Below are 15,377 nucleotides of genomic sequence, written 5' to 3' on the forward strand. Positions count from 1 at the left end.
AAGGATTTTTACTGTGGATCAAGGAATGGATAATAGCCTGGTGAAATTGTCGGCCATTAGAAAGACATTTCCTGGCAAGGAAGTCCTTAAAGGCGTGGACCTAACTATCGGTCGCCAAGGGGTTTTAGGCTTTTTAGGACCAAATGGTGCAGGAAAGTCGACCCTGATGAAGATAATCTTAGAAGAGCAAGAATATACAGCAGGTGAGTTAATAAAAAGTGAAGACCTAACGATTGGTTATTTACCTGAGGAACCATCGTTGTATCGTCACATGACAGTTGCTCCGTTTTTAAAGTTTGTACAAGAGATTTACGCAACATCTCAGAATGCTTATTCAATTCAAGAGATTATCGAAAAATGTGGACTTTCTGATGTTTCTCACCAGCGTATTGAAAATCTATCAAAGGGATATAAACAAAAAGTAGGGATTGCAGCAGCAATCTGTCATAACCCAAAACTTCTTGTTTTAGATGAGCCATTAGTTGGCCTTGATCCAAATGCGATTATTCAAATTAAAGAAGTGATTAAAGATCTCTCAAAAGATCACACAATATTTATTTCTTCTCACCAATTAAGTGATCTGGCTTCAATTTGTGATGATATCGCCATCTTAAATGAGGGACATATTATTGCTCATGGACCAATTGATGAAATTGAAAAAACTCTTGAGATTAAACAAGAGGTAGAAGTTGAATTTGAAAATATTGATACAAGTAAGCTTAATGGGCTAAAAGAGCTTGGTGTTAATTTCACAGTATCTGGTGATATTTATACTTTTTCTAAAGAGAGTTCTAAAGAAAAGTCAGATGGGGACTTACGAGTCATTCTTTCGAAATACTTTGCACAAAATGATCTATCTATTCTTTCACAGCAGAATAAGAAAGTTGGCCTTGAGGATATCTTTAAGAAGCTAACGGCAAAGCCAGGAGGGAAGGCATGAGTTTGAAAAAAACAATACCGCTCCTAAGAGGAATTTCAATTGTCTATAAGAAAGAAGTTGTGGAGAGTTTTTCATCTCCAATTATTTATATCTTTGCGGCCATCTCAAACTTTATAATGTCTGCAATTTTCTATAATAATTTACAAATGGCACCACAGTTAACAAATAAGACTGTCGTGGACTTTGTTATTGCACCAACATTTTCGGCGCTAAATTTTATTCTACTTTTCTTTGCTCCTATGATTACAATGGGTGCCTTTGTTAAAGAAAAGAGAGAGAATACTTTCTCTCTTTTAAAGCTTTCAAACTTAAGTGATGAGTCGATCTTTTTTGCAAAGTACTTAAGTGCCCTTACTAAGCTTGTTTTCATTACTTTGCCAATCTTCATTATCCCGCTATTTCTAGCACCAAAGGGGTTTGATGACTTTGCAATATTATTTACAAATATGATTGGAATCTATGGGCTGGGAATGTGCTACTTGGCCATCGGTCTTAATGCTTCATTATTAAGTCGCTCATATATTGCTTCTATTGTTCTATCTTTTGGGGCGCTATTTTCATTTCTTATTGTCTATGCCAGCTCAAATGTTATTCAAAATGAGATGGTTCAGGCCATTATGAGATACTTCAGTTTTAGTTCTCATATTTTCTATTTCTCACGTGGGGCAATAACAAGCTTTGATCTACTTTACTTAGCTTCATTTATTGGCTTCTTTAGTTTTGTGGGCATTCGCAATATGGGGGTTAGAAAATGAAAAAAATTACTCTAAGCCTTTGCGCTGTTTTCTATTTAATTGCATGCTTTCTCTTCTTAGTTATTCCTGAGCATGCTTTCTTAGTGGGAGCTACTTTTATCATTGCTCTTGCAATGACGATTCTAACTTTTTACTTTCATTTAACTGAGATAAGAAATTTTGTTAAGAGTACTTTTGGAAGAAATTTACTTTCTAATTTTACCGCCTTTTTCTTACTCTTTTGCATCCTTGCTGTTTTAAATTTTATCGTTTTTAAAAAAGGTGGAATTTGGGACTTAAGTCAAAGAAAGCTCAATACGTTATCAGACTTAACGGTCAAAACAGTTGATAAATTTGATGAAAAAGTTGAGATGGTTGTTTTCTCAAATAAAGAATCAAAGAACGCTATTCTTTCTCTTTTAGAATTATATAAGAATGAAAATACTTCACTTGTTACAAGCTATTATGATCCTGAGTTAAGGCCGGATATGATTGCTCAATACGGGGTGACAGTTTCGCCTTCTATTGTTCTTGTAAAAGGGGAGAAGAAGGTTATTGTAACTCGTATTCTTGAGCTTGGAATTACTAATGGGTTAATTCGTCTGCAACGAAAAGAAGATCCGACAATTTGTTTTAATTATCATCCTAAGTTTCAAGATAGTACTGATAATGGCTTTACAGGACTTATTCATGTTCTTAAGCAATCAGCTTATAAATTAAATGTAATTGACCTTTTACAGGCCAAGGCCATACCTGAAACTTGTAATGTCTTTTCTATCCTTGAGCCAACTAATGATTTCTCAAAAGAGCAAGTTGAAAAGCTTAGTTCATATTATGAAAATGGTGGACGCATCTTTGGTGCCTTTATGCCAAACTTTCGCGGAGAAAAACTTACAAATCTTAAAAAGTTCTTTGAGGATAATGGCCTAATTATTCATAACGATGTGGTTATTGATCCGGCCAATTCTCTTGAATCCTCAAAGGGGACAGCACCCATTATTACAAGCTTTGATAAATTACATATAAATCAAGATTTTAGAGAGCGCGTCTTTCTTCCTCTTGCTAGCTCTGTTAGTGCTGCAAAAGACTTTGTTAAAAACTTTCACTCTCTTGCAAGTTCTTCTCCTAAGAGTTGGGCCGAACAAAAGTTAATCTCAGTTATTGCAGGTGATGTTAAAAAAGATAGTGCCGATATTGCAGGCCCAATTGATATGGCCGCAGCTATTACACGTGAAGATGCGCCAGCTCTAATGGCCATTGGAAATACATCTTTTATTTCAAATAAGTTCTTTAGTTATCAATCAAATTTTAAATTTATATCAAATCTTTATCATTGGATGACGGGACAAGGACAACTTGCTTCCATGAATTCAGTGGTCTTTAAAGAGAAGCCACTTCTAGTATCAGTCATAGAGAAGCAAATGATTTTTTATTTTTCAATTGTGATCCTTCCACTGATCTTTTTGATTGTGGCCCTCGTTCTTTATCAACGTAGGAAGTTTGCTGCATAATGAAAAATGTCTATCTACTAATCATTTTGATTCTTACAATAACGGCCGCTTATTTTACGGTTGAAAGAGATGAGCAGGATCAGGCACAAGAGATTAAGCAAAAACGAGATATACTTGCCTTATCAAGTTACGGGCAAGTGACGGGAATTAAAATTTCTGGTGCAAGTATTGATCTTAAGAAAACGAAAGATGAGAATCTAAAATTATTCTATGAGGAATTGCAAAAGCTTAAGGTTGATCGAATCTTAAATAATGAAGAAGTAAAAGAGGAACTTCTTTCTTTGGAGAATCCTCCAAAATTAAAATTTACTTTTGAAAATGGTAAAGAGGTCTCATTTATCCTTGGGCAAAAGATTGCCATTAGTCAGCAATTTTATATGTTAGTTGAATCAGATAAGAAGAAGCATTGGCTTATTGCTCGCTTTGAGACTGCCTTTCCAGCTGATATGAAGGATAAGGATCGACTTCGCTCAAGCATTCCGTATCAAAAATTTCGTGAAGTTCTCCAGACGCCAGAATCATTCTTTTATAGTGAACTAAAAGAGTAGGTCATTGTTCTATTTTCATTTATTTGGAATTCAATTAAAATAAAAACGTGATTAGCATTTATCAGCAATATATTAAGTACCTCCTTTATCCAAAACTTGTTAATTCAAATATAGCAAGCCACAGGGAAGAGCTCGAAAAGATTCGCGAAGCGCGTCTCTTTGAAATCGTAAAAGATGAGAGTCGACGAGGAGTACAATTAAAGTTTACTGATTTTACATTGGCCTCTTGGCCATTTGTTCTAATCTATGGCCTCTATTCACTGGTACAAATTCATATCGGTATTCTCTTATCTGCGCAAATGGCAAAGGAAGGCTTTCTTCCTGCAATTTTCTCATCAAGTGAATTTCAACAAAAGGCTTTCTTATTTTCGACACTATTTAAAGTTGTCTTCTTCCCACTTTCTGCCTGGGTTTTTGTTAAATTCTGGCGAGTGGTGATTTCTCTTTTTGCGGGACTCTTTGATAAGGATCTTGAGGGAGTTAATCTTGAAGATACGATTGCTGCGTCGCTCGTAGGGAATTTCTTTTTAATCATTCCAATCTTTGGGGACTTTTTAAAATTTGTTTCTCAAGTGGTCTACTTGTATTTTGGACTGCGTTATAATCTGAGGTTTTCTTTTGTGCAAAGCTTCTTTATTCTCTTATCCCCATTAATACTGATCGTAGGGCTTTTCCTCGTGATGCTAATGTACATCAGTCTCATCATAAGCTTTATTTAGGCTCACTGCACTCGTTGCGTTGCTTTCAATTTTTGATAGAAGATGTAAGTGGCCTAAAAACCCTTAGGCCGTCATAATAAATCCTAGAGACACAACACAAAAAAATCTGACATTAATAGGAGTTTAAGTCAATGTACGCAAGCCACGCACACCAAACCGGCGGCATTGAGGTCGTATGCGGACCAATGTTTTCTGGGAAGACGGAAGAGTTAATCCGTCGAGTAACTCGAGCACAAATTGCTCGTCAAAAAGTTCAAATTTTCAAACCTGTTATTGATGACCGTTATCACAAGACAAATGTCGTAAGTCATTCTTCACGTCATGTAGAAGCAGAACCGGTTAAGGATGCAGTTGAAATCTTACAGAAGGTTTATGATTCAACTCGTATCGTGGCAATTGATGAGGTTCAATTCTTCGATAACACAATTATCAAAGTCGTTTCTAAACTTGCTCGTCGCGGAATTCGCGTTATTTGTGCAGGCCTAGATCAAGACTTTAAATCAAAAGCTTTTGGTCCAATGCCAGAGCTTCTATGTATCGCAGACGATGTCATGAAGATTCAGGCCATCTGTACTGTTTGTGGTGCACCAGCTTCGAAAACATATCGACTACCAAGTGAGAATAAGAAAACTGTTCTTGTGGGAGAGGCCGATTTATATGAAGCAAGATGTCGTGCTCACTATGATTATTTAGATGAAGATCAAGATGTTAAGGCATTTTCAATTTCACTTGGAGGCTTAAAAGAGGTAAACTCTAAGAGCGAGGTGAAATTGGAAAATGAAAACACAATCTAAAATATCAAAACTTAAAGACGTACACTACGAATCTAACGATTTTAAAATAAGTCAAATCGAACACAAATATGGAGAGAATGTTTACATTCTCTCCAATCCTTTGGCAGAAAGCTTATTAGCGCGCTTTTCAAATGAAGGCGTCATTCAGCCAGAACTCAATCACTTAATACAAAAGCTATACTTTATTCTTCTTGAAGCAGTACTTGGAAATTCATTTCCTAAGGAAGTTATTGAAGTTCGCTCTCGTATGGCAGGGCTTACAGATAAGGCCGTTTTTGATCAAGAGGTCATAAAGAAAGAGCAACCTGTTGTTTGTGTGGATCTTGCGCGCGCAGGAACTTTCCCAAGTCACGTTTGCTTTGAAAATCTAAACTATTTCTTAAACTCTTCTTTAATCCGTCAGGATCATTTCTATGTTAATCGTAAGGTAGATGAAAATGAACAAGTGATTGGAGTGGATGTTAGTGGATCAAAAATTGGTGGCGGCCAAGAAGGTGCTATTGTCATTCTTCCTGATCCAATGGGGGCAACTGGTGGTTCCATGTCTTTTGCGGTTGGACACTACAAAGATCAAGTTAAGGGCAAGGCCTTAAAATATATTTCGATTAATCTCATTGTAACGCCTGAATATATAAAGCGTATGCAAAAGGATCATCCTGATGTGGAGATCTATGCGCTAAGGCTTGATCGAGGACTTTCTCCGGAGCACGTTTTAAAAACAGTTCCTGGAACTCTTTGGGATGAGGAAGTTGGTTTAACTGGAAAACAATACATCGTACCAGGAGCAGGTGGTGTCGGTGAAATCTTAAATAACTCATTTGTATAGTAAGGAAAGTTTATGGCCATTGAAACTTATATTTCTCAAGAGAAAATTGAATCACGTATTAAAGAATTAGCTAGTCAAATTGATCAAGACTTCGGTGGAGAAGAGGTTGTGGTCGTTGGTGTGTTAAATGGTGCATTTATTTTCGTGGCCGATCTTATTCGTCAGATGAAGTCTCCTGTTTATTTCGACTTTATTGGAGCTAGCTCTTATAAGGGAACAGAAAGTACAGGAAAGATTACAATTACTAAAGATATTAAAGTTGATATTAAAGGCAAGAACGTTGTTCTTGTTGAAGATATTGTGGATACAGGACTTACAATTAGTGAGTTAAACGTTCTACTAAAAGAAAGAGAACCAAAATCAATTAAACTTGCAACATTACTGCATAAGCCTGCAAAGACTGCACATCCAGTTTCGATTGATTATCTTGGTTTTGAAATTGAAGATAAATTTGTTATTGGCTACGGCCTAGACTTTGACGGACGCTATAGAGAGCTGCCGTATATTGGAATTTATAATGGTTAAAAGTGCTTCAAATGAAGGATCTGTAAGAGTTGATCTCTTAGGGGGAACTCTCGATATTGTTCCTATTAATCAGGTTCTTAGAAATACAATTACACTAAACTTGGCAACATCACTTAAGGCCAAGGTTATTGTTGAAGAAATTGACTATGAAGGTGTTGAGTTTGTTTCAATTGATTATGAATCAACAACTCGCCATTCTAGTGTCGATTTCACAAATGAAGATTTTGAAGGTGAGACCTTTGGGCCACTTTCATTTCTTGCTCAAATTCTTCACCACTTTCAGTTAACGAGTGGAATACGTCTTACGACTGAATCGGGATCGCCTCCTGGTGCTGGCCTTGGTGGCTCTTCATCAATGGGTGTGACTGTCTATAAAGCGCTATGTGATTTTACTGATCGCGAATTTGATCGCCAAACGGCCATCAATACGGTTCAAAATATTGAATCGAAGATCTTAAATAAGGGCCCTTGTGGCTACCAAGATTATTATCCAGCTCTTTACGGAGGGGTTCTTGCTCTAAAGGCAACTGATAGTGCTATTGCAGTTGAACAACTCTATAGTGACTCTTTTAAAAACTTCTTAGAGTCTCATTTAACTTTAGTTTATTCTGGAAAGCTAAGGCTTTCAGCAATTAATAATTGGCAAGTGTATAAAGACTTCTTTGATCATGAAAATGGTGTAAGAGAAGGGCTTGCAACAATTCGCGACTTAACATTCTCTGCTTATCGCGCAATTAAAGATGGGCAATTTGATGACTTTCTTGGACTTCTTTGTCGTGAAGGTGCACAAAGAGAAAAACTATTTTCAGGAATTGTTACTGATGACATGAGAGCTCTCTATTCAAAACTTAGAGAAAGTGGGCATGTTATTGGTATGAAGGTTTGTGGAGCTGGTGGAGGCGGATGTTTCATTCTTGCTCACGGCCCACAACATAAAGAAGCTGTATTAAAGGAGATTACACGCTCAAAGATGAAAGTCTTAGAGTTTAGTGTTGAAGCGCCACTATGAACTTAACTTTTAATCGCGTCGCCGGACTTTCAATGAAGGGAGGAAGAAGAGATAATTTCTTTTTCTGCCTACTTGATCACCATAAAGAAAGCGGACGTTGGTTTCTTAAGTCTATTCTGGATGTAAAAGATGAAGATGAATACTCTGATGGAGATGATATTCTCAATCAGTGGATTGATAAATACGATTTGAAACACGTCATTGTGGATTTTCCTCTTTCTCGCCCGGCCTGTCATGAGTGTAATCTAAAGTGCCCTGGTGTTGCCAAGTGTCCAGTGGGGCATGTGGAGAAGGTCAGAGAAGATATTACGGCCATCTTAGAGATTGATCGAAAGATGGAAGAAGAAAACCCAAAAGAGTATGAGAGAAGAAGAAATTTTGAAGATCTCACTCACTTTGATCGCGATACTTTTTCTAAAGAGTCTCAGGACTTTATGTTATCAAAGTCATTTAAGAGAAGATTGAAAAAAGGTTTTGTTCCTTATTGGAATCGCTCACTTGATTTTTGGATTTGGTGCTCATATCACGATCAACTCTTAGAACTCTTTAATACAACTTTTGATTCATTTGGAAATACATCACTCATGATGCTTTCACGCTTTTCTTATATGAAAAGACACTTCCCTCAGGAGTGTTTCTTTTATGAAGGGCATGTAAACCTCATTCTTTTAGAATTATTAAAGAGTCGTATCATTCTAAAAAAGAATATCTTAAATCTAACAGATCTTGATCTTGGAATTGAGGCCCGTCTTGATATTGTGAAAAAGATAGAAAATAAGCTAGGGATCTTTATCTATGATAATGATTTAGAGATCATTGTAAAAAATGTTCGTGCCTTTGATTCATTCTTACTTGCTGTATGTGGACTTCAAAAGGCCAAAGGCCAGGCACGCAGTATGCCTGATTGGACTCTTCCTCATTTAACAAATTTTATTCTTCCTTCATTTGTCTCTGGTACTTAAAGCCAAATGCATTAAAGAGAAGAATGATTCCAGGAATCATAAACATCAATACTAGGGGATTTGAAAAATCCCATAAGGCCACAATTGGCATCAGCACACCTGCCGTCCAACAATAGAATTTTAGGTAGCCGTCAGCAAATTTCTTATCATAGAAACGAAACAGGTATATGAAGAGATGAATGATGAGATAGATACAAATAAGAGATATGGCCGATTGAATCATCAGATCCACAATTTGTTTTTGAAAGACAGGGTCTTTCATCATTGATGCACTGGCCTTATCTACTTGTTCCATCATTTTTGCTGTGGTGCTTAAATAATCCTCATACAGCTTAGGATCTGTATAGAGAATATAGATATAGGCAGCAACAAAGATGTCGGCAATAAAGCACGACGAAATATTTAGGAATTTGAAATTCTTTTTGCTAAACTGAAGATAAATGCGTTTTAAATCTAACATATGTTAATTATTGGAAATAATTTATGGTTTTACAAGTTGTGTTATTAGTTCTTGCTATTGTTATGCTTTATTATGGGGCCGAGTTTGCTCTTGAGTCTGCAGAGAAAATTGGTCTTGCTTTAGGACTATCTCCTTTAGTTATTGGACTTTTAATCGTAGGATTTGGAACATCGCTTCCAGAATTCTTCGTCTCTCAGCTAGCAAGCTATCGCGGTGATCCAGGGATTGCTCTGGGAAATATTGTGGGCTCAAATATTGCCAACCTCTTTTTGATCCTAGGGGTCTCGGGACTTCTTGGAAGACTCTTTTTGACGTCAGCAGATATTAAGAGACAATTAATTCTTCATTTAATTCTTACTGCAATCTTAGGTGTTGTTCTCTTACAAGAGCAAATCTACTGGTGGGGAAGTGCTCTTCTTCTTGGCTTCATGGCCTTCTACCTCTTTGACACATTTAGAGAGATGAAAAAAGAGCGCGCCCATATGGCCGACCCTGAAAAACCAAGTCATAAAGAAGATGAAATTAAAATGAAAGAAATTCTTCACCTTCTTGCTGGCTTTGCCCTTTTATATGGTGGGGGAGAGCTACTAGTTAAGAGTGGAACTGGACTTGCCTTGGCATTTGGCATTTCAAGTTATGTTATCTCTGCTATTTTTGTGGCCTTTGGAACTTCATTTCCTGAACTTGTTACGGCAATCATGACAGTAAAGAAGGGAAAGAACTCCGATATCATCACAGGAAATATCATCGGTTCAAATATTTTCAACGTGGCCTTCGTTCTTGGAAGCTTGGTCTTTTATAAAATTAAAATTTCAGAAAATTTTATGCCCGAGGTTTGTGCTCTAGTATTTGCAGCACTTTTCTTAATTGCAATCTCTTATATGAAGAGAGCATTTTATCGTATTGCGGGGAGTATTTTCTTGGCCTGCTATATTGGAATGGTGCTTTACTGGGTGAGATAAAAGCATAAAGTTCCATCTAGGGAAAAAATTGGGCAAGTGTTAAAATGTCTTCTATGAGTTTTAACGTCTTAATTGCGGAACCAGATTTTGAATTAAGTGATATATACGTCTTAGGTATCGAGAACACGTTCCAAGATTCCAATATCACGCGAGTTGCTAGTTTTAAGGATCTTAAGGCCAAGCTCAATGCGTCTGGTAATTATCATCTTATTATTTCAGAGTACTTTCGCGATGGGGACGAGGATATTTTCTCTTTTCTCGATAGTAAGTCGTTAAATATTCCAACTCTAACGATTACATCATTCACTGAAGCAGAGTTTATAAACTTTGAACGTGATATTACTTATCACTTAAAAAGAGCGCATCTTCCAAAACCATTTTCTTATGTCTCATTTGAAAATATCGTCACGGAATTGAGTGGACCTTCAAGTTTTGTTCAATCTCGAACAGCTTATAAGAAAATCAATACAGAGTACTTCCTTAGAGGAACCATTGCTCTTTGTGATACCTATGTAAAACTTAGTGATTCAAAATTTGTTAAGGTCATCAAAAGGGGAGATACTTTTACAATCTCTCAAATTGAAAGTTATCTTGATCGCGATATTAATTATCTCTATATCAATAAAGATGATCTGGATGAATTTGTCGTTAATGCAGGTGAAGTTTCATTTCTAAAATACGACCCATCAACGCCAGCTGAACATCTGGATATTGCTCAAAAGTCCATTATGACTCTAAAGAGACTGGTTGGAAATTATGGAATTAGTGAAGGTTCCATGGCCGTGGTGGATAGTTATGTTTCAAATCTTAAAAAACTATCCCAAGGTAGTGTGAAGCTAAAGAATCTCTTGGCAGAAAGAGAGCAGATGACAAATTACCTCTATGACCACTGCTACCTAACAAGTATCTTAGGTGTTGAAATTCTAAAGCAGCTGGCCTGGGGAAAGAAAGATAATATTGAAACGATTATTCTGACTTCTGTTTACCACGATCTTCTCTTAGAAGATGAGTCACTTGCTCGCATCTCTTCTCAAGGAGAGCTTCTTAAGGCCGAGCTAAGTGATTATGATAAGAATATTGTTCTAAGTCACGGGCGTCTGATATCTGAAACTCTTGAAAAAGAGGGGATAAATGACCAGAATCTTTACGAAATTCTCATCAATCACCACGAAAGACCTGATGGAAATGGTTTTCCCCGTGGGCTATATGCTAAACAAATTAAGCCCTTAACAGCAGTTTTTATTGTGGCCCATGAGCTAGCTAAGAAGATGGAAGAGTATCACTACGATCTTGAGTATAGTGAAGACATCGCAAAGCATATGCAGGCCAACTTTTCCAAAGATCACTTTGAAAAAATTGTCAAAATTGTCGATAAAATTCTCAAATAGTGATAGGGTGCACCTAAATAAATCAATAACTTAAAAAACGGTAATAAGCTGTGAGTCAAAAGTATATTTTAGGCATTGAAACAAGTTGTGACGACACGTCTGTGGCGGTTCTTAAAGGTGATCCATCTTCTGGGCAGGCCCCTGAAGTTTTGGCATTTGAGTTATTTTCACAAGAGCAAATGCTTGCCCAATGGGGTGGGGTTGTTCCTGAAATTGCTTCTCGAAATCACCTCGATAAATTGGCCCCGCTCTTAGATGTAACCATTAAAAAAGCAGGTGTGACACTTTCAGATATTGATCTTGTTGGTGTGACGACTTTCCCTGGACTCCTTGGTCCACTTTTAACGGGACTAAATGCGGCCAAGACGATTTCTCTTTTAAAGAAAGTGGATATCTTTGCGGTAAACCACCTCTTTGCTCATCTTGAAGCAGTTCATCTCACTCATGAAGTGACTTATCCATATATCGGACTTCTTGTAAGTGGAGGCCACAGTCTCTACACTCTTGTTCGCGCAAGTGATGATGTGGAAGTTCTTGGCTCAACAATTGATGATGCCGCAGGTGAGGCCTATGACAAAGGCGGAAAGCTAATGGGACTTGGTTATCCTGCTGGCCGAATTATTGATGATCTAGCAAAGGAAGGTGATATCAACCGTTTTGAATTTCCTGTGGGACTTAAGACTTCAAAAGATTGTAACCTAAGTTTTTCAGGTGTGAAGACGGCCCTGAGAACGTTTCTAGAGAAGAATCCAGACTATTATGTAAATTCTCCTGAAGATATTAATCAGGATACAAAGGATATTTGTGCTTCTTATCAGCACGCTATTGTGTCGGCCCTAAAGCTTAAGCTTCGCTATGCAATTGAGAAAGCTGGAGAGTTGGGACATAAGAATCTTCCTGTTGTTGTGGGAGGCGGTGTCGCTTGTAATAGCTATCTAAGAAAAGTTTTAAAAGAGAAGTATAAGAACGTATTCTTTGTTGAACCTAAATATTGTACAGATAATGGTGCCATGATTGCTAATTATGCCCTAAGAAATTATGAGAGTCGTATTAAGTATCCTGCTACACTTAGCATTGATGCACGTTCTCGATTTATTAATAAGAAAGAACATAGGAAGACTTAGTGGAAGATAGCAAGAAACTACCTTGGGCCAATAAAGATCTAGGACAACACTTCTTAAATAATCAAAATATTATTTCAAAGATAACAGATGACTTTGCTGAAGTTGCCGAAAGTATTATTGAAGTAGGACCAGGCCCTGGAATTCTTACTAAGAACCTTGCTGCTCATAACCAAGATATTCACGTTGTTGAAAAAGATGAGCGCATGATTGAATACCTTGCACCAATTGTAAAAGCTGATCATATCAACTTTACGGATGCATTGGCCTTTGATTTTGAGGCCTTCATTAATGAGAAGGGACTTGGTGATAAGACATGGCTTGTTTCAAACTTGCCTTATAATATTTCAACGCCGCTACTTCTTAAATTTCTTCAAACACCATCAATTAAATATATGACATTGATGTTTCAACGAGAAGTTGCCGATAAGGTCTTTGCCTTTGCTTCAAAGAAGAATTTCATGGGCTCTCTAATGGCCTTATCACAAACATATTTTAAAACATCGCTTCTAGTTAAGGCGCCTCCGGGAGCTTTCACGCCACCACCAAAAGTGGACTCGGCCGTTATTAGCTTTGAGAGAATAGACAATCCTGTGATTGCTCTGGACGAATTTACAAAATTTGAGAAATTCTTAAGAGCAGTGTTTCAATTTAAGAGAAAGCAGCTAGGAAAGGTTCTAAAGAGCTATACTTCTGTTGAAAAAATTCAAGCGGGACTAGCACATATTAATCAACCTTTGACAGTTAGGGCAGAAGCGCTAAAATTAGAAGACTTGCAAAATCTATATAAATTTTTAAATGAGTAAATATGGGAAAGAAAATAATAGCCAAAAATAAGAGAGCAAAGTTCGATTATCAATTACTTGAACTTTACGAAGCTGGAATGGTTCTCGCTGGAACAGAGGTGAAGTCATTGCGTGCTGGAAAAGTCTCAATTGGTGAGGCCCATATTACAATTGATAAAAATGGCGAAGTTTGGGCCAATAATATCAAGATTCCTGAATATGAATTTGGAAATCAATTCAATCATGAAGAGGCGAGAAAGAGAAAGCTTCTTCTCCATGAAAAAGAGATCGCTGAAATCGCTCACCGTGCAAAGGCCGAGCGCTTAACGATTGTTCCGACGATTATCTATTTTAAGGGTTCTCGCGTGAAGCTAGAAATTGCCTTAGCTAAAGGTAAGAAGCTCCACGACAAGCGATCTGATCAGCAGAAAAAAGATGTTGAAAGAAAGTTAAGAAGAGGTGACTATAACTAAGCTTTTAGTGCACCATCTTCTTGTACATTTTTTCAAAGTAATCTTCATCAAGACCTGAATAAACTCCATCGCGATCTTTCTTATACCACTCTGGTGATTGGTCACTTGTGTGACACTCAAGGCATTTATTCTTTATTGAAGCTTTGGTGTGGGCCAATTTTTGCTCATCATTTTCAATAGCAAATGGGTGATCAGTAACAACCTCATGACAATTTAAACACTGAACATTGGCATAGCTATGCTCAACCTTATGCTTCTCATCAAGCTTATCCCATTCAACACGAAGAGCTGATACTTTCTTATCAGAGAGCTTACGAATTGATTTAACATCCTTGAAGGCCTTTGAAACATCTTGCCAATACTTATTCTTATGGCCGCTAAAGCCTTTATCTGTTGTCTTTAAGTCTTTGAAGTGAACAATATCGTTGTGATTGATATAACCACCTTCTTCATTCATTCCAACAGAGTGGCACTTCATACAAGAGGTCTTATTTTCTTCTCCTGCAATCATAAGCGTTGCAAAAGAAACTGAGTGAGGAGTCTTTGCCCAGTGTTCTCCTTGGGCCTCGTGACATTCAAGACAGCTCTTAGCATCTGGAATCTTTTTGATTTCATTACCGCCTGAGTACATCATCTTTTGTTCCTCATCACGAATCTGATCTAATTTCTTCTTTGATTCATTGATATAGGCCGTAAATGGGTTATTTGGAATTTTCTCTCCTAATTGCTCACGCATTTCGTGGTATGAAAATTCTTTTTCTAGCTTCTCTTTTCCACTTGAGATGGCAATCTCTCCTATGTAGTGGTTCTTTGAGAGAACTTGAACGATTTGAGTATCACCAACATCAATTGAATAATTAGTAAAACTTTGTGAGTGAGAACCAATAATCCAATCGATCATAGGAAATTTCTTAGCAAAGCCTTTATCGTAATCAAGTCCTGCGTGAGACATAACCACAAGCTGTGTTAGTGGGTTTTTCTCGTCGTATCCAGCTTCTTTAAGCTTCTTTAGGGTTTCTGGAAAACTTGCTTCAGGTCTTTTAAAATAACCTTGTAATGGACCTTGTATAGTACTTGGTTCAACAATTCCTGTTAAATAGACTGTCTTCTTTCCAAATACAATCTTAGTAAACTCTTGATGAGGGAAGTCCTTCTTTTTTTCATCACTTAAGTTTGAAACAAGGGGAGTGAAGCTAACTTCACTTAGAACTTCTTTATAAAATCCAACACCAGCAGCAAGATCCTGATCTCCAGGAAGAGTGTATTTTAGGCCAAGTTTATCGAGTCCTTTAGCAACATCCTTTGCTGCTTGCATTTGTGATTTTGCAATATGAGTTGGAACGATTGAAGAAGGAAAGAGCATATCTCCTGTATCAACATAGAGAAATTGTTTTTCTTTTTTTAGCTCGTGCATAAAGCCTGCTACTTGTGGAAGTCCTCCCAGAGGGAATTGACGGCATCCACAAGGATGTGTTTCACCTGAGATTGAATGAGAGAAGAGGATGGAAAACTTAGGGCCTTCAATCTTTAGCTCTGAGTTTGCTTTATCCATGTCGATAATACTTTGGCACGAAAGTGCTAAAGTTAAAGTAAGTAATCCAAATATTCTCTTCATTGAGT

At 37.2% G+C, this 15,377-nt stretch carries 17 protein-coding genes; 15 read left to right on the plus strand and 2 right to left on the minus strand.

The window, feature by feature from the left end; genetic code table 11:
- The first annotated feature begins 13 nt into the window (after positions 1 to 13).
- The 10 genes from ACMAZI_RS12045 to ACMAZI_RS12090 all read left to right on the plus strand — a co-directional run bounded on the left by ACMAZI_RS12045 (position 14) and on the right by ACMAZI_RS12090 (position 8,568).
- Positions 14 to 940: an ABC transporter ATP-binding protein gene (locus ACMAZI_RS12045; RefSeq protein WP_115361472.1), complete on the plus strand. Its 927-nt coding sequence runs from the start codon at positions 14 to 16 to the stop codon at positions 938 to 940.
- The gene (locus ACMAZI_RS12050) at positions 937 to 1,695 is read left to right on the plus strand and encodes an ABC transporter permease (RefSeq protein ID WP_115361470.1); all 759 of its coding nucleotides are present in this window, start codon (positions 937 to 939) and stop codon (positions 1,693 to 1,695) included. The genes ACMAZI_RS12045 and ACMAZI_RS12050 overlap by 4 nt, the downstream gene beginning before the upstream one ends.
- Positions 1,692 to 3,185 (plus strand): Gldg family protein, encoded by a 1,494-nt coding sequence (locus tag ACMAZI_RS12055; protein WP_412474144.1) that lies wholly within the window; start codon positions 1,692 to 1,694, stop codon positions 3,183 to 3,185. Before ACMAZI_RS12050 ends, ACMAZI_RS12055 begins: the two co-directional genes overlap by 4 nt.
- Entirely contained in the window at positions 3,185 to 3,733 is a 549-nt protein-coding gene (locus ACMAZI_RS12060) for a hypothetical protein (protein ID WP_412474145.1), read from the plus strand. Before ACMAZI_RS12055 ends, ACMAZI_RS12060 begins: the two co-directional genes overlap by 1 nt.
- A 47-nt stretch (positions 3,734 to 3,780) precedes the next feature.
- Positions 3,781 to 4,452, plus strand: coding sequence for a hypothetical protein (locus tag ACMAZI_RS12065; protein ID WP_115361464.1), 672 nt, complete (start codon positions 3,781 to 3,783; stop codon positions 4,450 to 4,452).
- A 131-nt stretch (positions 4,453 to 4,583) separates the two neighbouring features.
- The gene (locus ACMAZI_RS12070) at positions 4,584 to 5,246 is read left to right on the plus strand and encodes a thymidine kinase (RefSeq protein WP_115361462.1); all 663 of its coding nucleotides are present in this window, start codon (positions 4,584 to 4,586) and stop codon (positions 5,244 to 5,246) included.
- A complete protein-coding gene (locus tag ACMAZI_RS12075) occupies positions 5,230 to 6,072 on the plus strand; it encodes a uracil phosphoribosyltransferase (protein WP_115361460.1) in 843 nt (280 codons plus the stop codon). The genes ACMAZI_RS12070 and ACMAZI_RS12075 overlap by 17 nt, the downstream gene beginning before the upstream one ends.
- 12 nt (positions 6,073 to 6,084) lie before the next feature.
- On the plus strand, positions 6,085 to 6,597 hold the full coding sequence (gene hpt / locus ACMAZI_RS12080) for a hypoxanthine phosphoribosyltransferase (protein ID WP_120404249.1): 513 nt from the start codon (positions 6,085 to 6,087) through the stop codon (positions 6,595 to 6,597).
- Entirely contained in the window at positions 6,590 to 7,606 is a 1,017-nt protein-coding gene (locus ACMAZI_RS12085) for a hypothetical protein (protein WP_120404250.1), read from the plus strand. The genes hpt and ACMAZI_RS12085 overlap by 8 nt, the downstream gene beginning before the upstream one ends.
- The gene (locus ACMAZI_RS12090; protein ID WP_115361454.1) at positions 7,603 to 8,568 is read left to right on the plus strand and encodes a hypothetical protein; all 966 of its coding nucleotides are present in this window, start codon (positions 7,603 to 7,605) and stop codon (positions 8,566 to 8,568) included. The genes ACMAZI_RS12085 and ACMAZI_RS12090 overlap by 4 nt, the downstream gene beginning before the upstream one ends.
- Here ACMAZI_RS12090 and ACMAZI_RS12095 read toward each other — a convergent pair.
- Positions 8,537 to 9,028, minus strand: a complete 492-nt coding sequence (locus tag ACMAZI_RS12095; RefSeq protein ID WP_412474146.1) for a hypothetical protein — start codon at positions 9,026 to 9,028, stop codon at positions 8,537 to 8,539. The genes ACMAZI_RS12090 and ACMAZI_RS12095 overlap by 32 nt on opposite strands.
- A gap of 23 nt (positions 9,029 to 9,051) precedes the next feature.
- On the opposite strand from ACMAZI_RS12095, the gene ACMAZI_RS12100 reads away from it, so the two are divergent.
- From ACMAZI_RS12100 to smpB, 5 genes are read left to right on the plus strand one after another with little or no spacing between them, the layout of a single operon-like run.
- Complete coding sequence (locus ACMAZI_RS12100) at positions 9,052 to 9,990, plus strand: calcium/sodium antiporter (RefSeq protein WP_334678922.1); 939 nt, start codon at positions 9,052 to 9,054, stop codon at positions 9,988 to 9,990.
- A gap of 53 nt (positions 9,991 to 10,043) precedes the next feature.
- Complete coding sequence (locus ACMAZI_RS12105; protein ID WP_158536857.1) at positions 10,044 to 11,378, plus strand: HD domain-containing phosphohydrolase; 1,335 nt, start codon at positions 10,044 to 10,046, stop codon at positions 11,376 to 11,378.
- A 50-nt stretch (positions 11,379 to 11,428) separates the two neighbouring features.
- The gene (tsaD, locus tag ACMAZI_RS12110) at positions 11,429 to 12,502 is read left to right on the plus strand and encodes a tRNA (adenosine(37)-N6)-threonylcarbamoyltransferase complex transferase subunit TsaD (RefSeq protein WP_412474147.1); all 1,074 of its coding nucleotides are present in this window, start codon (positions 11,429 to 11,431) and stop codon (positions 12,500 to 12,502) included.
- Complete coding sequence (rsmA, locus tag ACMAZI_RS12115; RefSeq protein WP_115361444.1) at positions 12,502 to 13,305, plus strand: 16S rRNA (adenine(1518)-N(6)/adenine(1519)-N(6))-dimethyltransferase RsmA; 804 nt, start codon at positions 12,502 to 12,504, stop codon at positions 13,303 to 13,305. Before tsaD ends, rsmA begins: the two co-directional genes overlap by 1 nt.
- Before the next feature lie 2 nt (positions 13,306 to 13,307).
- On the plus strand, positions 13,308 to 13,757 hold the full coding sequence (smpB, locus tag ACMAZI_RS12120) for an SsrA-binding protein SmpB (RefSeq protein ID WP_115361442.1): 450 nt from the start codon (positions 13,308 to 13,310) through the stop codon (positions 13,755 to 13,757).
- Between the two features lie 4 nt (positions 13,758 to 13,761).
- Here the strand turns inward: smpB and ACMAZI_RS12125 are convergent, their stop codons facing one another.
- Complete coding sequence (locus ACMAZI_RS12125; RefSeq protein ID WP_412474148.1) at positions 13,762 to 15,372, minus strand: multiheme c-type cytochrome; 1,611 nt, start codon at positions 15,370 to 15,372, stop codon at positions 13,762 to 13,764.
- Between the last annotated feature and the right edge of the window lie 5 nt (positions 15,373 to 15,377).

The organism is Halobacteriovorax sp. YZS-3-1 (assembly GCF_047084945.1).
GTDB classification, from domain to species: Bacteria; Bdellovibrionota; Bacteriovoracia; order Bacteriovoracales; family Bacteriovoracaceae; genus Halobacteriovorax_A; species Halobacteriovorax_A vibrionivorans.